We start from the raw sequence: 18320 nt of genomic DNA, 5'->3' as shown, positions 1-18320 counted from the left end.
GAAGGTGACTAGCGCCGAAGCCAACAGCACCGGATCCGCGTCCCGGATCTGGAACCTGCCCAACATCCTGACGATGCTGCGGATTGTGATGGTGCCGTTCTTCGTCTGGTTCCTCCTGCTGGACGCACCGGGGCTGGTCGCCCAGAACGGTGTCTGGCGCTGGATCGCCGCGGCGACCTTCGCCGTCGCCATCTACACGGACAAGCTCGACGGCGACATCGCCCGCAGCCGCGGCCTCGTCACCGACTTCGGCAAGATCGCGGACCCCATCGCGGACAAACTGCTGATCGGTTCGGCCCTCGTGATGCTCTCGCTGCTGGGGGAGCTGCCCTGGTGGGTCACCATCCTGATCCTCGTCCGTGAGTGGGGTGTCACCGCCCTGCGCTTCTTCGTCATCCGCTACGGCGTGATCCCGGCGTCGCGCGGCGGGAAGCTCAAGACCGTCATCCAGACCGTGGCCATCTTCCTGTACATCCTCCCGCTGGCCTCGATTGCGCCGTGGCTCGGCGTCGTGGCATTTGCGGTCATGATGGTGGCCCTGGCCATCACGGTCTGGACCGGCGGCGAATACGTCATCGAGGCCCTGAAGCTGCGCGCCAGCGGCAAGCGGGCACAGCAACAGAAGATCCAGGAGGGCAAGTCATGACCGATCCCCACCGTCCGATCAACCTGCATCACCTGGCCGAAGAGGCCGTCACCGGGGCGATCGGCCGCGGCCTGACCGTCGCCACGGCCGAATCCCTCACCGCGGGCATGGTCGCCGCCGTGCTCGCCGACACTCCCGGCGCGTCCGGGATGCTCCAGGGCGGGGTGGTGTCGTACCAGAACTCGGTCAAGGCCGACGTTCTCGGGGTGCCCAGGGAGCTGCTGGACACCGTCGGTGCCGTCGACGGCCAGGTCGCCAAGGCCATGGCCGAGGGCGCCCGCAGGATCTGCGGCGCCGACATCGGCGTCGCCACCACCGGCGTCGCCGGCCCCGAGCCGCACGGCGGCAAGGACGTGGGCTCCGTCTATATCGGCGTCGCCACCGCGGACGGCTCGACGTCGTACGGGTACAGCTTCGAGGGGAACCGGCCGGAGATCCGCGGGCAGGCCTGCGCCGCCGCCCTGGAACGCCTGCTGGAGGCTCTGGCGTCCGCAAGCTACCGGGCGTAAAGTTGCCGGGAACAAAACTTGATTCCTAATAGTTGTTACATTGTGTCGCTTCCGAATAAGGGAGGCGCCTAGGATGAAAGCATCATCAGTGTCCGCTTTGACCAGCGGGCTCGACACAAAGAGGGAGCAAGGCGATACAGATGGTAAAGCAGCCCGTATCCGTTAACGGCGTTGTCCGCTGGAAGGATGTGGGCCTCGCCGATCAGGCTAAGAGCGAACAGAAGGAGCGCAAGATGGTTGTACTTCGTCACGAAATCGGTGATGTGCTCCGCGATGTCCGCCAACGCCAAGGCCGTACCCTCCGCGAAGTCTCGCACAGTGCCCGTGTTTCCCTGGGCTACCTGAGTGAAGTGGAACGCGGCCAGAAGGAAGCCTCCTCGGAGCTGCTCTCCTCGATCTGCTCGGCCCTCGATGTTCCGCTCTCCATCATGCTCCGCGAAGTCAGCGACCGAGTCGCCGTCGCCGAGGGAGTTGCGGTTCCGGACACCGTCCCGCAGGAGTTTGCCCAGCGCTACGGCCGTGACCTGGACCGTGAGCTGAACTCCGACCTGAACGAGGAATTGGCCAAGGGCCTCCTCTCCGGGGCACGTTAGCCCCGCCACCCACTATTCGACAAAAGACCCCGGCGGTGTGCCGGGGTCTTTTGCGTGCGCTGTATTTGCCTGCCGGTGACGCCTGCCGGTGACGCCTGCCGGTGACGCCTGCCGGCGGCCGGCCTCGGCGGAACTGCAGGGCTACTGCGGTTCGTCCCGGGGGAAGCCGTCACGCTCGTAGGTGGCGTTGAGTTTGGCGATGTAGCGGGACAGGGTCTGCAGTTCCTCCAGCGGCCACTCGCCAAGCCGTTCCCGGAAGACTTCGCGCCGCGCGTCCTGCACCTCGTGCATCCGCTCTTCGCCCGTGGGCGTCAGCCGGATGATCTGGGCACGTCCGTCGAGCGGGTCGGCTTCCTTGGAGACCAGGCCGAGGCGCTCCAGGAAAGCGATCTGACGGCTGACCGAGGGCTTTCCGACGCCGATGCTGGAGGCCAGCTCGGTCAGCCGCATGGGCCCCTGTTTGCGGATCACGGAAAGCAGCCCGTAGGCCGCCGGTTCCATGTCCGGGTGAACCTGGCGGGAGAGATGGTGCGAGATCGACCGGGCGCGCCGCCAGAGCAGGCTCAGCTGGTGCTCGACGGCGGTCAGTGCCGTTTCGGTGGAATCGTCAGCGCCGCCGGGGATCCCAGGGCCTTCGGCGGGGTTGCTCATGGCAACCATTCTAGAGTCCTCCCGTGCCGTGAGAGACTCGAAGGGTGCGAATCAGTGACTTTTGGCGGCTCATGGACGACGAATTCGGGGCAGGGTATTCCCGGGTCCTCAGCAGCTCCCTGGTCCTTGCGGGGGTCGGCGGCCGGACAGCAGACCAGGCACTGAGCGCCGGGGTGCCGCCCCGGCAGGTGTGGCTCGCGCTGTGCGAGGTCCAGGATGTCCCGCCCGAGCGGCGGCTGGGCCGCGACGTCAAACCCCGCTGACCCAGGCCCCGGCAGCGGCTCCGGCCGGCGGCGTTCCAGCGCCCTGCCGGCAGCCGGCGCCTGACACGCCGCACTGATTGTTCGAATATCTGTTCGGGTAGGACTATGCTTTTTTTAGTGCTTTTTCCACATAGGCGGGGTATGCAGGCAACTCTGTCGGTGGGTGCCAGTAGCTTCAGTAGTGACAGAAAAACCGATCACAGACACTGATCACAACAACCGATCACGACACAGGGCCGGAACGGCCACTCCACAGCGAGAAAGTATTAGAGGTGTGAACCATGGCCGCAGCCCCGGATCGCCAGAAAGCGCTTGACGCAGCGCTGGCCCAGATTGACAAGCAGTTCGGCAAAGGCTCCGTCATGCGCCTTGGCGATGAGGTCCGTGCGCCCATCGAGGTCATTCCGACCGGTTCCATCGCACTGGACATCGCCCTGGGCATTGGCGGCCTGCCCCGCGGCCGCGTCGTGGAAATCTACGGACCGGAATCCTCCGGTAAGACCACGGTGGCCCTGCACGCGGTCGCCAGTGCCCAGCGCCTGGGCGGCATCGCTGCCTTCATCGACGCCGAGCACGCCCTCGATCCCGAGTACGCCGCCCGGCTCGGCGTCGACACCGACGCCCTGCTGGTCTCCCAGCCGGACACCGGCGAGCAGGCCCTGGAGATCATGGACATGCTGATCGGCTCCGGTTCCCTGGACGTCATTGTCATTGACTCCGTTGCCGCTCTCGTTCCCCGCGCGGAAATCGAAGGCGACATGGGCGACAGCCACGTCGGCCTGCAGGCCCGCCTGATGAGCCAGGCGCTCCGTAAGATCACCGGCCGCCTGAGCCAGACCAAGACCACGGCCATCTTCATCAACCAGCTGCGCGAGAAGATCGGCGTCTTCTTCGGCTCCCCGGAAACCACCACCGGTGGCAAGGCCCTGAAGTTCTACGCCTCGATCCGCATCGACGTCCGCCGGATCCAGACCCTCAAGGAGGGCGCTGACTCCGTCGGAAACCGCACGAAGGCCAAAATCGTCAAGAACAAGATGGCCCCGCCCTTCAAGATCGCCGAGTTCGACATCATTTACGGCCAGGGCATCTCGCGCGAAGGCGGCATCATCGACATGGGTGTCGAGCACGGCATCATCAAGAAGTCCGGCTCCTGGTTCACCTACGACGGTGACCAGCTGGGCCAGGGCATGGAGAACTCCCGCCGTTTCCTGCGCGACAACCCCGAACTGGCTGCCGAGCTGGAGCGGCTCATCAAGGAAAAGCTCGGCGTCGGCGTCAAGGCCCCCGCCGAAACCGAAGCAGAACCGAAGCTGAAGGCCGTTGACGGCTTCTAACGGCCGACGGCGCAAAGGGGCAGGATTCCCGTCAAGGAATCCTGCCCCCGGCGTTGACGATGCAGACCGGCCCGGGGACGGCGCCCGCCGGGCGGGTCCTGCCGCCGAACTGGACCGGGACGCGGACCCTGCCGCTGTCGCGCGGGCCATTGTCCTGCGGCAGCTGACAAACTCGCCCAAAAGCCGGCTGCAGCTCGCCCGCAAACTGGCCGAGCGCAACGTCCCGGACGACGTCGCCGAAGCCGTGCTGGACCGCTTCGAGGAAGTAAAGCTGATCGACGACGCCGACTTCGCCGAGATGTGGGTGCGGTCCCGTGCGCAGAGCCGCAAACTCGCCAAGGGTGCGCTGCGGCGGGAACTCGCCGAAAAGGGCATCGGCACGGAAGCTGCCGCCGACGCCCTGGCACAGCTCAGCGACGAGGACGAGGAATCCGCAGCCCGCGAACTCGTCCAGCGCAAACTCCGGGGCGTGACCGGGTTCGAGGACCGCGCCGAGCGGGACAAAACCACGCGCCGGCTCGCGTCCATGCTCGCCCGCAAGGGCTACCAGCCGTCCCAGGCCTTCCGGATCGTAGGCGAAGTCCTCGACGACGCCGTGGCCGGTTCGGAGGCCGGGTCCCCGGCTGATTCCTGAGGACGCCCCGCCGCCGTGCCGACCCGGTACCCTTAACACGTGAGTTTGACCATTCCCTCCCCAGCAGCCGGCACCACCCCTTCCACGGACGCCACGTCCACCCCGGGGCCCGGGGCGCAGCCCACCGCCCCGCAGCAGCCCCGCACCTACCAGGTGCGGACTTTCGGCTGCCAGATGAACGTGCACGACTCCGAGCGCATGTCCGGGATGCTCGAAGCCGCCGGGTACGTCCCCGCCGCCGGGGAACTGGCCGACGTCGTGGTGTTCAACACGTGTGCGGTGCGGGAAAACGCCGACAACAAGCTCTACGGCAACCTCGGCATGCTGGCGCCGGCCAAGGCCGCCAACCCCGGAATGCAGATCGCCGTCGGGGGCTGCCTGGCGCAGAAGGACCGCGACACCATCCTGAAGAAGGCTCCGTGGGTGGACGCCGTCTTCGGCACCCATAACGTCGGCGCCCTGCCGGCCCTGCTGGAACGGGCCCGGCACAACAAGGAAGCCCAGCTCGAAATCCTCGAGTCCCTCGACGTCTTCCCCTCCACCCTGCCGACCAAGCGGGACTCGGTCTATTCCGGCTGGGTGTCAATCTCCGTCGGCTGCAACAACACCTGCACGTTCTGCATCGTCCCGGCCCTGCGCGGGAAGGAAAAGGACCGGCGTCCCGGCGACATCCTGGCCGAGATCCAGGCCCTCGTCGCCGACGGCGCGATCGAAGTAACACTGCTGGGCCAGAACGTGAACTCCTACGGCGTCGAATTCGGCGACCGGCAGGCCTTCTCCAAACTGCTCCGCGCCTGCGGGGACATCCCCGGATTGGAACGCGTCCGGTTCACGAGCCCGCACCCCGCAGCCTTCACCGATGACGTCATCGACGCCATGGCCGAGACCCCCAACGTTATGCCGCAGCTGCACATGCCCCTGCAGTCCGGTTCGGACAAGGTCCTCAAGGACATGAAGCGGTCCTACCGCTCGACCAAGTTCCTCGGCATCCTGGACAAAGTCCGCGAGAAGATCCCGCACGCCGCCATCTCCACGGACATCATCGTCGGGTTCCCCGGTGAAACCGAGGAGGACTTCCAGGCCACACTCGACGTCGTGGAGAAGTCCCGCTTCGCCACCGCCTTCACTTTCCAGTACTCCAAGCGGCCGGGCACCCCCGCCGCCGAGCTCCCGGACCAGCTCCCCAAGGCCGTGGTGCAGGAACGCTTCGAACGCCTCACCGCGCTGCAGGACAGGATCGCCGCCGAGGAGAACGCCCGCCAGCTCGGCCGGCGCGTGGAGGTCATGGTCACGGCCCAGTCCGGGCGCAAAGCCGGGGAAACCCACCGGCTCTCCGGACGGTCCCAGGACCAGCGCCTGGTCCACTTCTCCGTGCCGGCCGGTGCCGCGACGCCCCGCCCCGGCGACCTGGTCACCGTGACCATCACCGAGGCTGCCTCGTTCCACCTCGTGGCCGACCCGGCGTCGGCGGACGACTACAGCCTTCGCCGCTCCCGGGCCGGTGACGCCTGGGACAGGTCCCAGGCCGACTCCTGCGGGGCACCCGTTCCGGGATCCGCGGCCGGAACCACGGGAGTGTCCCTGGGCATGCCCAGCCTTCCCGTCCGCGGCCGCTAGCCCGTGGCGGACCCGCAGGACGCCCCGGCGGGCCAAGCCCAGGCCACGGGGGTCGGCGCAGCCCTGGCCAGCGCAGGACCGGCCAGCGCAGGACCGGCCGGCGCGGCCCGCACCGGTGCAGCCCAGCCCGGTGCAGCCCAGCCCGGTGCAGCCCAGCCCGGTGCAGCCCAGGCCGGCATAGCCCAGGACAGTGCGGGACCGGCGCTGCCGGTCATCGCCGTCGTCGGGCCGACCGGTTCCGGCAAGTCCGACCTCGCCGTCGCGCTGGCACTGGAGCTCGGCGGCGAGGTCATCAACGCCGATTCCATGCAGTTCTACCGCGGCATGGACATAGGTACCGCCAAGATCACCGAGGCTGAACGCAGGGGAGTGCCGCACCACCTCCTGGACATCCTGGACGTGACCGAGGAAGCGAGCGTCTCGGACTTCCAGCAGCAGGCCCGTGCGCTCATCGCCGACATCCACGCCCGCGGAAAACGCGCCATCCTGGCCGGAGGCTCCGGGCTCTACGTCCGTGCCGCCCTGGACGTGCTGGAATTCCCGGGCACGGACCCGGCCATCAGGCACCGGCTCGAGGCGGAACTGGAAGCCGTCGGGGCGGCGCCGCTGCGCGCCCGGCTGGAAGGCGTGGACCCGGTCTCCGCCGGCCGGCTCGGCGACGCGCGCCGGATCATCCGCGCGCTCGAGGTGTTCGAGCTGACCGGAAGGCCCTTCAGCTCCTTCATGCCCACCCGCGAGTACGTCCGGCCCGCGGTGCAGATCGGGCTTGAGGTGGACCGCGGGGAGCTCCGGGAACGGCTCGCCCGCCGGGTCCACGCCATGGTGGAACGCGGGCTGCTCGAGGAGGTCCGGACCCTCGACGCCGCCGGGCTCCGGCTCGGCCGGACGGCCCCGCGCGCGCTCGGCTACGCCCAGTTCCTCAGGTTCCTCGACGGCGAATCCGACGTGGCGCAGGCTGCGGAGGAGACCATCGTCGCGACCCGGCAGTTCGCCCGCCGGCAGCTGACCTGGTTCCGTGCCGACCCCCGGATCCACTGGCTCGACTGGCAGGACCCGGACCTCGTGGCCAGGGCCGCCGCCCTCTGCCTCGCCGGCTGAAAGACCCCTGAGGCAGTGGCCTGCCGGGGCGGCTTGCCGGGGCGGTCAGCCGGCGGCCCGGCCCGGAACGGTAACCTTGGAGCATGGATGAAACCCTGGCCCTGGCCGCTGACCGCAACTCCACCGGTGACACTGCAGCCCTGAGCGGACTCAAGTTTTCCAAAGGCCACGGCACCGGGAACGACTTCGTGCTCCTGGCGGACCCCAACGGCACCCTGGCAGTGACGCCCGAACAGGTCGCGGCACTCTGTGACCGGCACCGCGGCATCGGTGGCGACGGACTGATCCGCGCCGTCCCGTCCCGGCTGCTACCGGAGGGCCAGGAGCTGCTGACGGAACACCCGGACGCCGCATGGTTCATGGATTACCGCAACGGCGACGGCTCGCTCTCCGAGATGTGCGGCAACGGCGTCCGCGTCTTTGTGCACTTCCTGATCGCCGAGGGTCTGGTCGAGCTGCCCGCCGGCGAATCGCTGACCATCGGCACCCGGGGCGGCGCCAAAACGATCGTCCGCACCGCCGCCGGCTACGCCGTCGACATGGGCCCTTGGGAGTTCATCTTCCCCGGCGAGGCCACCGCACGGGCCATGGATTCGCTGGTCAGCGCAACGGGCCTCGAGGTCGCACGGCCCGCCCTGTCCGTCAGCATGGGGAACCCGCATACCGTCGTGGCGCTGGCCGAGCTGGCCGAGCTGGAAGCCACGCAGCTGTTCACCCCACCCCACGTGGACCCCACGCCGCCCCGCGGCACCAACGTCGAGTTCGTCGTCCCGTCCGAGCCGCTGGTCCACGACGGCGTCGGAACCATCACCATGCGCGTACATGAGCGGGGAGTGGGGGAGACCCAGTCCTGCGGCACCGGCGCCTGCGCGGCCGCCGTCGCGATCCGCCACTGGGCCGGCCAGGGCGCCCCGGACGTGTGGAGCGTCCACGTCCCGGGCGGCGTCGTCGGAGTGAAGTTCTTCCTCGGGGCGGAGGGCCACGAGCACGTCGAGCTCAGCGGCCCTGCGGTGATCGTCGCTACTGGGACGCTTTCCTGACCCGAAGGATGCGGAAAGACTTCGAGGTGCTCTCGCGCGTCACCGTGAAGCTGCTGTCCAGTTCCGCGGCGAGCCAGCGCTGCAGGGAATCCGACCCCAGGTTCTTCTGCACCACCAGCCACGCGGAGCCGCCGGGCGCCAGCCGCGGCAGCCACAGCAGCAGCAGGGCATGCAGCTCGTCCTTGCCGATCCGGATGGGAGGGTTGGACCAGATCGTGTCGAAGCGGAGCCCGGGGTCGACGGCGTCGGGCGTGCTGGCCGTGACATTGCCCAGCCCCAACAGCGCGGCGTTCTCGTTGGTCAGGGTCACGCACCGTTCGTTGACGTCCACGGCGTAGACCCGGGCGTGCGGAGCCCGGAGGGCCAGGGTCAGGGCGATCGGACCCCAGCCGCAGCCGATATCCAGCAGCGTTCCCTGCGGGGCCGGGGCGGGTGCCTCGGCAAGCAGCACGGCCGTGCCCTTGTCGATGCCGTCCGGGCTGAAGATGCCCGAGGACGTCTGCAGGTGCCGGGTCTCACCAGCAAGCTCCACGGTCAGAGGCTTGCGGGTGAACGGCCCGGCCGGCTGGGCGCTGAAATAGTGTGCAGACTCCATAACTGCCCAGATTAGTTGGACCCCGGGCCGTAGGCGAAACCGCGGCGTCGGGCCGCAGGCCGATGGACCGTCTGGCAGCAGGGCCGTCTGCTAGTGTTAAATACATGTTCTTGAACTTCAAGTAGCCGGCACGGGTTAACTCCCGTCCCCGCAGCGACGCAGGTAGTTACCTTCCGCTCAGTGCGCCACCCCGCGATGATCCTGAAAAGGACCCAGCCCCTGGCGCCTCTACTTGGAGTCTGGCAGTGCTCATGGAGCCCGGCCTGGCGGAAAGTTTCTCCCTCCTCAAGGCCTCACCACGCCTGTTCCCTCCCTTTCTCACCGCTCCCTCGCGGGAGCCCGCCCAGCCCCGGCACCGCTGCCGCGGGCATTCCAGGAGCCCCCATTTGACGAATAGTCGTCAGCCCAGCGCGAATACCGCCCCAGACAACACCGATCGGCACTATTCTGAAACTGCCGAACCTCTGAAGGAGACCATGACCAGTCAGCCCAACACCGGACCCGATTCAGCAGCCCAGGACATGAGTCCTGCGGAAATCCAAGCTGTCATCGACCGGATCCTCTCCAAGGACACCCCTGCCCGGAAGGCAGTCCCCGCCGCCGGCGAGTCCACGTCGGTGCTTGGCAAGGCGCAGGCGATTTCCCGGCAGGGCGAGGAACACAGCAACTACGACGGCGACCAGCAGGACCTCGAGGAACGGCACGCGCTGCGCCGTACCGCCGGGCTGTCCACGGAACTGGAAGACGTCACCGAAGTCGAATACCGGCAGCTGCGCCTCGAGCGTGTTGTGCTGGCCGGTCTCTGGACCGAAGGCACCCTCGCCGATGCCGAGAACTCGCTCCGCGAACTCGCCGCTCTCGCCGAGACCGCCGGCTCGGAGGTCCTCGACGGAATCGTGCAGCGCCGCGCCAAGCCCGACCCCGGGACCTTCCTCGGCTCCGGAAAGGCCCAGGAACTCAAGGACATCGTGATGTCCACCGGCGCCGACACCGTCGTCGTCGACGCCGAACTGGCACCGTCCCAGCGGCGCAGCCTGGAAGACATCGTCAAGGTCAAGGTCATCGACCGCACGGCCCTGATCCTGGACATCTTCGCCCAGCACGCCAAGAGCCGCGAGGGCAAGGCCCAGGTGGAACTGGCCCAGCTCGAATACCTGCTCCCGCGCCTGCGCGGCTGGGGTGACTCGATGTCCCGCCAGGCCGGTGGCCAGGTGGGCGGCGCCGGTGCCGGCATGGGCTCGCGTGGTCCCGGTGAAACCAAAATCGAACTGGACCGCCGCCGGATCCGCACCCGGATGGCCAAGCTGCGGCGTGAAATCGCCGCGATGAAGCCGGCCCGGGAGACCAAACGCGCCAACCGCCGTCGTAATTCCGTGCCGTCCGTGGCGATCGCCGGGTACACCAACGCCGGCAAGTCCTCGCTGCTGAACCGGCTGACCGACGCCGGTGTGCTGGTGGAGAACGCCCTGTTCGCCACGCTGGACCCGACGGTCCGCAAGGCCGAGACCTCGGACGGGCTCGGTTACACCCTGGCCGATACCGTGGGCTTCGTCCGGTCACTCCCCACCCAGCTCGTGGAGGCTTTCCGCTCCACCCTGGAGGAAGTCGCCGACGCGGACCTGATCCTGCACGTCGTGGACGTCTCCCACCCGGATCCGGAAGGCCAGATCGCCGCGGTCCGCAAGGTGTTCAGCGAGGTCGACGCCCGCAAGGTCCCGGAAATCATCGTCCTGAACAAGGCCGACGCCGCGGATCCCTTCGTGATCGAACGGCTCAAGCAGCGCGAGCCGCGCCACGTGGTGGTGTCGGCACGTACCGGCGAGGGCATCCCGGAACTGCTCAAGGCCATCAGCGAGGGCATCCCGCGGCCCAGCGTGAAGCTCGAACTGATGATCCCGTACAACCGCGGGGACCTGCTCAGCAAGCTGCACGAGACCGACGCCGAAATCCTCAGCCTCGACCACGAGGAAGCGGGCACCCGCGCCGTCGTGATGGTGCGCGAAGGATTCGCCGCTGAACTGGATTCGTTCATCAGCAATGACTGAAGCCGCGGGGACAGAACCCGGCGAAGAGCCTTCGGCGGGACCACGCGGCCCGGCCGGCGGGGAGTTCGTCATCGAACTGCTCGACCGCGCCGTGTCCGGCATGGGCGGCCAGAGCCGCGTCGGCCAGCACGAGATGGCCCGGCAGGTGGCGCACGCGATTGACAGCGGCGACCACCTGCTGGTCCAGGCCGGGACCGGAACCGGCAAGTCCCTGGCCTACCTGATCCCGCTCATCGCCCATTCGCTCGTCAGCGACAAGCCCACCCTGGTCTCCACCGCCACGCTGGCCCTGCAGACCCAGATCGTCGGCCGGGACCTTCCCCGGCTGCTGAAGACCATCACCCCGGCGCTGGAACGGCCCGTCAAGGTCGCCCTCGTCAAGGGCCGGTCCAACTATGTGTGCCGCCACAAGCTCGAAGGCGGCTTCCCCTCCGAGGAGCCCTCTGAGGGCCAGCTCTTCTCGCTCGGCGAGGACACGTCCGTCCCGCATTTCGCCGCGGCGATGGGCGGCCCGTCGTCCCAGCTCGGCAAGGAGGTCGTCCGGCTGCGCGAATGGGCCGAGGACACCGTAACGGGGGACCGGGACGAACTCCTGCCCGGGGTCACGGACCGTGCCTGGCGGCAGGTCTCCGTCACCTCAATGGAGTGTCTGGGCGCGCAGAAGTGCCCCCTGGCGGCCGAATGCTTCAGCGAACTGGCCCGGCAGAACGCCGCGGATGCCGACGTCGTCGTCACCAACCACGCCATGTTGGCCGTCAGCGCCTTCGAGGGCCTCGCGGTCCTGCCGGAGTACGACGTTGTGGTGGTCGATGAAGCCCACGAGCTGCAGGACCGGGTGACGGGCGCCGTGTCCGGCCAGCTCTCCGTCGCGATGGTGCACGTCGCCGCGTCCGGGGCCCGGAAAAACACGGGCATCACCGTGGACGCCCTGAACAATGCCGCGTCCAACCTCGAACTTGCCATTGAAGGGGTCCCCAGCGGTCTCATGCCCAACGGCCTGAACAGCGAACAGCTGGACTGCGTGGACCAGTTGCGGGACGCCTGCCGCGCGGCGCTCTCGGACTCCAAGGGGGACAGCGCCAACACCGCCGACGGCGGCCGCCAGCTCGCGCGCTCCCGCCTTATGGTGATCCTGGAGCTCTGCGAACGGCTGCTCGCCGCCCGCGAAAACCGCGAGGTGGTCTGGTTCTCCCGCAACAGCACCTTCGATCCGCAGCAGGGTTACTCCCAGCCCGACGAATCCGCGCCGGCCCTGATCAACATCGCCCCGCTCAGCGTCGCCGGACGGCTCCGCGAGGGCCTGTTCGCGGACCACACCGTGATCCTGACCTCGGCGACCCTGGCCATCGGGTCCGCCTTCGAACCGGCCGCCGCCGGCCTGGGCCTGGTCGGACCGGGTGCCCCGAGCTGGACCGGGGTCGACGTCGGCTCGCCCTTCGAGTACCCGAAACAGGGCATCCTCTACGTGGCCAAGCACCTGCCCAAACCCGGCCGCGGCACGTCCCCGGAGGCCCTCGACGAGCTCGAGAAGCTGATCCGGGCCTCCGGCGGCGGTGCCCTGTGCCTGTTCTCGTCCCGGCGCGCCGCCGAGGACGCAGCCGAGGCCCTGCGGCCGCGGCTGGACCTGAGCATCCTCTGCCAGGGGGATTCGACCATGACGGCGCTGGTGAAACAGTTCGCCGACGAACCGGACACCTGCCTCTTCGGCACCATGTCGCTGTGGCAGGGTGTCGACGTGCCGGGGACGTCGTGTCGTCTCGTCGTGATCGACCGGATCCCGTTCCCGCGGCCCGACGATCCGCTGATGACGGCACGGTCCCGTGCGGTGGCCCAGGCCGGCGGCAACGGTTTCATGAGCGTGTCCGCGACCCACGCCGCCATCCGGTTGGCCCAGGGCGCCGGCCGCCTGATCCGCACCACGACGGACCGGGGCGTGGTGGCAGTGCTCGACTCGCGGCTCTCCACCGAGCGCTACGGGGGATTCCTCCGCGCCGCCCTGCCGCCGTTCTGGCCCACCACCGACCCCGCGATCGCCCTCGCGGCCCTGGAGCGGCTCGCCAAGGAATCCAGGCAGCCCGCCACGTAGCCCGGCGGGAACGCCAAAGGCCCCGTCCGATGTGAGCGGGGCCCTGTTCGCAGCTGTTGGCGTGCCGGCTGACCGGTCCTAAAGGGAGCGCAGCACCGAGACGACTTTGCCCATGATGACGGCGTGATCGCCGAGGATGGGCTCGTACTGGGTGTTCTGCGGCAGCAGCCACGTGTGGCCGTCGCGCTGGCGGAACGTCTTGACCGTCGCTTCGTCGTCCAGCAGCGCGGCGACGATGTCACCGTTGACGGCGTCGCCCTGCTGGCGCACCACCACCCAGTCACCGTCGCAGATGGCCGCGTCAATCATCGAGTCCCCCGCGACCTTGAGCATAAAGAGCTCGCCGTGGCCCACGAGTTGGCGGGGCAGCGGCATCACGTCCTCGACGACCTGGTCGGCCAGGATGGGCCCGCCGGCGGCGATGCGGCCCACCAGCGGCACCATGGCGGTGTCGGTGGCGCTGGCCAGTTCGGACACGGACAATCCGCCGACCGTGCGCAGGCCGCCGGACTTCTCAGCCCCTGAACTCTTTGTGGTTCCCTCGTCGAGGGTCAGTGGCATCAGGACTTCCATGGCGCGGGGGCGCTTGGGGTCGCGCCGCAGGTAGCCAAGTTTTTCCAGCTGGGAGAGCTGGTGGGTGACGCTGGAGAGGCTCGCCAGGCCGACGGTGTCGCCGATCTCGCGCATCGAGGGCGGATAGCCGTTGTCCGTGACCGAGCGCTGGATCGTTTCCAGGATCTTCTTTTGCCGGACGGTGAGGCTTTTGGGTGGCCGGGCCGCCTGCGGGCCCCGCTGGGTGGCCCTGCCGCCAGTGGCTTGTGCTGCCATGTTCGCCAACGCCTTTCCGTTCCGCCCGGCCGCCGTGGCTGCGGCTGCCGGGAACTTCCGGCCTGAAATGTCAGACCCTGCTGATCAACTACAGAAGTGGTTGTTCTTTGACTCAAACGTAGGCCAGCCACAGGGCTTTTTCAAACATTTGTTCTAGCGAGTCTCGACATTGTTCGTTAATAAGTGCTAAAACAGAACAAGCAAGGTTCGAATATGTGTTCTAGTAATTCGCTGTTTGCGGGTGGAGCACTGTTCGGTACAGCGTGACGTTCGGTTCTTTGTTCGAAGGTTAGGCCGGTTGGCGGCAAGTACGTGGAGTACGCCGGGCGGCACAGTATGGTCCAGGAGGGCTCAGTTCATGTCAGTATCAAGCGCGTTTCACGACACTTTCGGCCGCGACGCATTCGGCGAGTACGGCCGGCCCGACGGCGGTGCGTCCGGCCTGCAGGGCACCGTGGGTAAGCGGGGCACCGTTGGCAAGCAGCGGGCCAAGCAGGCGCCGCTGCGGCTCACCCGGCGGGGACGCTTTGTCTTCATCGGGGTGCCGCTGATCCTGCTGGCCGCGCTCATCCTTACCCTCAGCGGCTTCCTCAACGCCCCGGCCAAAGCGGCGGAGTCCGCAGCCGGGCTGTCGCTGACCCCCACCGTGACCGTGACGGTGCAGCCCGGTGAGTCGCTGTGGGCGATCGCCGCCTCCGTGGCCCCGGAGCGGGACCCCCGCGACGTCGTCACCGATATCATCCAGCTGAACAACCTCGAAGCCGCCCGCGTCGTTCCCGGCCAGGCGCTCTTCATCCCATCCAAGTAAGCCGTTCAACCCGTCACAGTTTCAGGGCCCGCCGCGTTCTCACTTAAACTAGTGCAGTGACTGACCAGCTAGAGCGACTGAACCGACTTCCCCTCCGGACCAATCTGCGCGGCCTGACGCCGTACGGCGCGCCGCAGCTGGACGTCCCCATCCTGCTCAACGTCAACGAGAACACCCATGGTGTTCCCGCCGACGTGCGTGCCGCCATCTCGGAGGCCGTCACGATCGCCGCGGCCGGCTTGAACCGTTACCCGGACCGCGAGTTCACGGAACTGCGCGAAGCCCTCGCGGAATACCTCGGGCACGGACTCGGGGCGGACAACATCTGGGCAGCAAACGGCTCCAACGAGGTTCTCCAGCAGATCCTTCAGGCGTTCGGCGGCCCGGGGCGCACCGCCCTCGGCTTCCCTCCCACGTACTCCATGTACCCGCTGCTGGCCTCCGGCACGGACACCGGCTACATCGTCGGGGTCCGCGCCGACGACTACGGACTCAGTGCCGCCTCGGCCGCCCGCCAGGTCCGCGAACTCCAGCCGAACATCGTTTTCTTGTGCTCCCCGAACAACCCCACCGGCACCGGACTGGGCCTGGACGTCGTGGAGGCCGTCTACGAGGCCGGGGAAGCCAGCCAGACCATCGTGATCGTCGACGAGGCTTACCACGAGTTCGCCCACGACGGCACGCCCAGCGCCCTCGCCCTGCTGCCCGGCCGGGAACGGCTGATCGTCTCGCGGACCATGAGCAAGGCCTTCGCCCTCGCCGGCGCCCGGGTTGGCTACATGGCCGCGGCGCCGGAGGTGACCGACGCCCTGCGCCTGGTCCGGCTCCCGTACCACCTCTCGGCCATCACCCAGGCGACAGCCCTGGCCGCCCTGCACCACCGGGTCGCGCTGATGGCCGACGTCGAGGACATCAAGCGCCAGCGGGACAGGATCGTGTCCGAACTGCAGCGGATGGGCCTCAAGCCGGCTGCCTCCGACTCGAACTACGTCTTCTTCGGCGGTCTGGACAACCCGCACGAGGTCTGGCAGGGCCTGCTCGACGCCGGCGTGCTGGTCCGCGACGTGGGCATCCCCGGGCACCTGCGCGTCACCGCCGGAACTGAGACGGAAACCACAGCCTTCCTCGAAGCCCTCGAACGGATCCTGGCCGGCCGCGCCGTGCAGCCCGCCTAGACTTAACCCAGGACATCCACCCTGCCTGTACGCCGGGCACCGTCGTCATCCAAAGGACACCCACATGAGCAACACCGGATCAACCGCTGCCGAGGGCCGGACCGCACGCATGGAACGGACCACCAGCGAGTCATCCGTGCTGGTCGAGATCAACCTGGACGGCACCGGCGTCTCGGACATCAGTACCTCGGTGCCGTTCTACGACCACATGCTGACGGCGCTGAGCAAGCACTCCCTGATCGACATGACGGTCAAGGCCACCGGCGACACGCACATTGACGTCCACCACACGGTCGAGGATGTGGCCATCACCTTCGGCGAGGTCCTGCGCACCGCGCTCGGAAACAAGGCCGGGATCCGCCGCTTCGGCGAAGCCACCGTTCCCCTCGACGAGGCCCTCGCGCACGCCGTCGTCGACGTCTCCGGCCGCCCCTACCTCGTGCACGGCGGAGAGCCTGCCGGCCAGGAATACCACCTGATCGGCGGACACTTCACCGGTTCCCTGACCCGCCACGTCTTCGAGGCGATCACCCTGCACGCCGGAATCTGCCTGCACATGAACGTCACCGCCGGCCGGGACCCGCACCACATCGTCGAGGCCCAGTTCAAGGCCTTCGCCCGCGCCCTGCGCGCCGCCGTCGAGCCGGATCCCCGCGTCGAGGGCATTCCGTCGACCAAGGGTGCGCTGTGACCGGGAAGGTCCTGAAGGACGGCGCCATCATCGACCCCGACGCCGGCCGGAAGCCGGCCTCGCCCGAGGGCAAGCCCACCGTCACGGTCCTGGACTACGGCTCCGGCAACGTCCGTTCCGCCGTGCGCGCCCTCGAACGCGCCGGTGCCGAGGTCATCCTCAGCTCCCGGCCGGAGGATGTCCTCAACGCCGATGGCCTTGTGGTCCCCGGGGTCGGGGCGTTCGAAACCGTGATGCGCGAGCTTAAAGCCGTTGATGCCATCCGCATGATCGGGCGCCGGGTCGCCGGCGGCCGCCCCGTGCTGGCCATCTGCGTGGGCCTCCAGGTCCTCTTCGAGGCAGGCGTCGAGCACGGCACCGTAGCCGAAGGCATGGGGGAGTGGCCCGGAAAGGTCGAGCTCCTTCCCGCCGACGTCGTCCCGCACATGGGCTGGAACACGGTATCCGTCCCGGCAGGGTCCAAGCTGTTCGCCGGTGTCGAGGACGAACGCTTCTACTTCGTGCACTCCTACGGGGTCCAGCAGTGGGACTTCGACGTCATCCAGCCGCGCATGACGGCGCCGCTTGTCACCTGGTCGGAGCATGGTGCCCCGTTCATCGCCGCCGTGGAAAACGGACCGCTGTGCGCCACGCAGTTCCACCCGGAGAAGTCCGGCGACGCCGGTGCGCGCCTGCTGCGCAACTGGGTGGAAGGCCTGCGGGAGCGTTCCGGGACCGCCGCCGCCCCGGAAGCCGGGACCGCCTAGATGTGGTCCATCGTCCTGATGGGCCTCGCCGGCCTGCTGGTCGGCGGGGCGCTGTCCTTCCGCCAGCAGAAGAGCCCGCGCTGGGTCCAGGTCGTGTTCTACGTCCTGGCCGGAATGGCGCTGCTCGCCGCCTACCTCCTGACGCTGCCCGCCGCCTGACGCCCCGCAGCGCCCCCCGACCACCTGCCGACCCTGAAAACTGAGGATCCACGATGACCACCGAAACCCCGCTGCCCGTGCTCGAGCTGCTGCCCGCCGTCGACGTCGTCAACGGCCAGGCGGTCCGCCTCGTCCAGGGCGAGGCCGGCAGCGAAACGAGTTACGGCACCCCCCTGGAAGCCGCGCTCAACTGGCAGCAGCAGGGGGCGGAGTGGGTCCACCTCGTTGACCTCGACGCCGCGTTCGGCCGGGGCTCCAACGCCGAGCTGCTCCGCGAAGTGGTCGGCCGGCTCGACATCAAGGTGGAGCTCTCCGGCGGCCTGCGCGACGACGAGTCGCTCGAGAAGGCCCTCGACCTCGGGGTCGCCCGCGTGAACCTCGGCACCGCGGCACTGGAAAACCCGGAGTGGACGGCCCGGGTGATCGAGCGCTTCGGCGACCGGATCGCCGTCGGGCTCGATGTCCGCGGCACCACGCTGGCCGGCCGCGGCTGGACCAAGGAGGGCGGCGACCTCTGGGACGTCCTCGGACGCCTCGAAGAGGCCGGCTGCGCCCGCTACGTCGTCACCGACGTCACCAAGGACGGCACGCTCCAGGGACCCAACGTCGAACTGCTGCGCCAGATGGTGGAGAAGACCGGCAAGCCGGTGGTCGCCTCCGGCGGGATCTCCAGCCTGGACGACCTCAAGGTCCTGCGCTCCCTCGTGCCGCTCGGCGTCGAGGGCGCCATCGTCGGGAAGGCCCTCTACAACGGCAACTTCACGCTGCCCGAGGCCCTCGACGTCGCCGGCCGGCGCTAGCC

General features: G+C 68.4%; 20 protein-coding genes. 17 read left to right on the top strand and 3 right to left on the bottom strand.

Annotated elements, in window-relative coordinates:
- The first annotated feature begins 4 nt into the window (after window positions 1-4).
- The 3 genes from pgsA to J2W14_RS03510 all read left to right on the top strand — a co-directional run bounded on the left by pgsA (window position 5) and on the right by J2W14_RS03510 (window position 1748).
- Window positions 5-646: a CDP-diacylglycerol--glycerol-3-phosphate 3-phosphatidyltransferase gene (pgsA, locus tag J2W14_RS03520; RefSeq protein ID WP_307458483.1), complete on the top strand. Its 642-nt coding sequence runs from the start codon at window positions 5-7 to the stop codon at window positions 644-646.
- The gene (locus J2W14_RS03515) at window positions 643-1155 is read left to right on the top strand and encodes a CinA family protein (RefSeq protein WP_307458480.1); all 513 of its coding nucleotides are present in this window, start codon (window positions 643-645) and stop codon (window positions 1153-1155) included. The genes pgsA and J2W14_RS03515 overlap by 4 nt, the downstream gene beginning before the upstream one ends.
- Window positions 1156-1295: 140 nt before the next feature.
- Window positions 1296-1748, top strand: a complete 453-nt coding sequence (locus J2W14_RS03510) for a helix-turn-helix domain-containing protein (protein ID WP_307458478.1) — start codon at window positions 1296-1298, stop codon at window positions 1746-1748.
- Between the two features lie 141 nt (window positions 1749-1889).
- Here J2W14_RS03510 and J2W14_RS03505 read toward each other — a convergent pair whose 3' ends face one another.
- On the bottom strand, window positions 1890-2399 hold the full coding sequence (locus tag J2W14_RS03505) for a MarR family winged helix-turn-helix transcriptional regulator (protein ID WP_307458475.1): 510 nt from the start codon (window positions 2397-2399) through the stop codon (window positions 1890-1892).
- 44 nt (window positions 2400-2443) lie between these two features.
- Between J2W14_RS03505 and J2W14_RS03500 the strand changes: the two genes are divergently transcribed.
- The 6 genes from J2W14_RS03500 (at window position 2444) to dapF (ending at window position 8385) form a co-directional block, all read left to right on the top strand.
- The gene (locus tag J2W14_RS03500; RefSeq protein WP_136323389.1) at window positions 2444-2662 is read left to right on the top strand and encodes a DUF3046 domain-containing protein; all 219 of its coding nucleotides are present in this window, start codon (window positions 2444-2446) and stop codon (window positions 2660-2662) included.
- Between the two features lie 281 nt (window positions 2663-2943).
- On the top strand, window positions 2944-3996 hold the full coding sequence (gene recA, locus J2W14_RS03495) for a recombinase RecA (protein ID WP_307458471.1): 1053 nt from the start codon (window positions 2944-2946) through the stop codon (window positions 3994-3996).
- Window positions 3997-4105: 109 nt separating this feature from the next.
- Window positions 4106-4630 (top strand): regulatory protein RecX, encoded by a 525-nt coding sequence (locus J2W14_RS03490; protein ID WP_307459370.1) that lies wholly within the window; start codon window positions 4106-4108, stop codon window positions 4628-4630.
- 39 nt (window positions 4631-4669) lie between these two features.
- The gene (gene miaB / locus J2W14_RS03485) at window positions 4670-6247 is read left to right on the top strand and encodes a tRNA (N6-isopentenyl adenosine(37)-C2)-methylthiotransferase MiaB (protein WP_307458468.1); all 1578 of its coding nucleotides are present in this window, start codon (window positions 4670-4672) and stop codon (window positions 6245-6247) included.
- Between the two features lie 177 nt (window positions 6248-6424).
- A complete protein-coding gene (miaA, locus tag J2W14_RS03480; protein ID WP_370871193.1) occupies window positions 6425-7345 on the top strand; it encodes a tRNA (adenosine(37)-N6)-dimethylallyltransferase MiaA in 921 nt (306 codons plus the stop codon).
- Window positions 7346-7428: 83 nt separating this feature from the next.
- Window positions 7429-8385, top strand: coding sequence for a diaminopimelate epimerase (gene dapF, locus J2W14_RS03475; protein WP_307458465.1), 957 nt, complete (start codon window positions 7429-7431; stop codon window positions 8383-8385).
- On the opposite strand, the gene J2W14_RS03470 is transcribed toward dapF, so the two are convergent.
- Window positions 8366-8980, bottom strand: coding sequence for a class I SAM-dependent methyltransferase (locus J2W14_RS03470; protein WP_307458463.1), 615 nt, complete (start codon window positions 8978-8980; stop codon window positions 8366-8368). The genes dapF and J2W14_RS03470 overlap by 20 nt on opposite strands.
- Window positions 8981-9456: 476 nt before the next feature.
- On the opposite strand from J2W14_RS03470, the gene hflX reads away from it, so the two are divergent.
- Window positions 9457-11025 (top strand): GTPase HflX, encoded by a 1569-nt coding sequence (gene hflX, locus J2W14_RS03465; RefSeq protein ID WP_307458459.1) that lies wholly within the window; start codon window positions 9457-9459, stop codon window positions 11023-11025.
- The gene (locus tag J2W14_RS03460) at window positions 11018-13111 is read left to right on the top strand and encodes an ATP-dependent DNA helicase (protein WP_307458457.1); all 2094 of its coding nucleotides are present in this window, start codon (window positions 11018-11020) and stop codon (window positions 13109-13111) included. Before hflX ends, J2W14_RS03460 begins: the two co-directional genes overlap by 8 nt.
- 78 nt (window positions 13112-13189) lie before the next feature.
- Here the strand turns inward: J2W14_RS03460 and lexA are convergent, their stop codons facing one another.
- Complete coding sequence (lexA, locus tag J2W14_RS03455; RefSeq protein ID WP_307458454.1) at window positions 13190-13939, bottom strand: transcriptional repressor LexA; 750 nt, start codon at window positions 13937-13939, stop codon at window positions 13190-13192.
- Between the two features lie 358 nt (window positions 13940-14297).
- On the opposite strand from lexA, the gene J2W14_RS03450 reads away from it, so the two are divergent.
- From J2W14_RS03450 to priA, 6 genes are all read left to right on the top strand, one after another.
- Window positions 14298-14747 carry a LysM peptidoglycan-binding domain-containing protein gene (locus J2W14_RS03450; protein ID WP_307458451.1) on the top strand — a complete coding sequence of 150 codons (450 nt, stop codon included), beginning with the start codon at window positions 14298-14300 and terminating at the stop codon, window positions 14745-14747.
- Between the two features lie 56 nt (window positions 14748-14803).
- Window positions 14804-15922 carry a histidinol-phosphate transaminase gene (locus J2W14_RS03445; RefSeq protein ID WP_307458448.1) on the top strand — a complete coding sequence of 373 codons (1119 nt, stop codon included), beginning with the start codon at window positions 14804-14806 and terminating at the stop codon, window positions 15920-15922.
- 64 nt (window positions 15923-15986) lie between these two features.
- Entirely contained in the window at window positions 15987-16613 is a 627-nt protein-coding gene (hisB, locus tag J2W14_RS03440; RefSeq protein WP_307458445.1) for an imidazoleglycerol-phosphate dehydratase HisB, read from the top strand.
- The gene (gene hisH / locus J2W14_RS03435; protein WP_307458442.1) at window positions 16610-17359 is read left to right on the top strand and encodes an imidazole glycerol phosphate synthase subunit HisH; all 750 of its coding nucleotides are present in this window, start codon (window positions 16610-16612) and stop codon (window positions 17357-17359) included. Before hisB ends, hisH begins: the two co-directional genes overlap by 4 nt.
- Complete coding sequence (locus J2W14_RS03430) at window positions 17360-17518, top strand: hypothetical protein (protein ID WP_307458438.1); 159 nt, start codon at window positions 17360-17362, stop codon at window positions 17516-17518.
- Between the two features lie 53 nt (window positions 17519-17571).
- Window positions 17572-18318, top strand: coding sequence for a bifunctional 1-(5-phosphoribosyl)-5-((5-phosphoribosylamino)methylideneamino)imidazole-4-carboxamide isomerase/phosphoribosylanthranilate isomerase PriA (priA, locus tag J2W14_RS03425; RefSeq protein ID WP_307458434.1), 747 nt, complete (start codon window positions 17572-17574; stop codon window positions 18316-18318).
- Window positions 18319-18320 lie beyond the last annotated feature (2 nt).

This window comes from Pseudarthrobacter oxydans, from assembly GCF_030812335.1.
Lineage (GTDB): Bacteria > Actinomycetota > Actinomycetes > Actinomycetales > Micrococcaceae > Arthrobacter > Arthrobacter oxydans_B.
The sequence above is the reverse complement of the archived record's forward strand: the minus strand, read 5'-3'. Positions and strand labels throughout refer to the sequence as shown.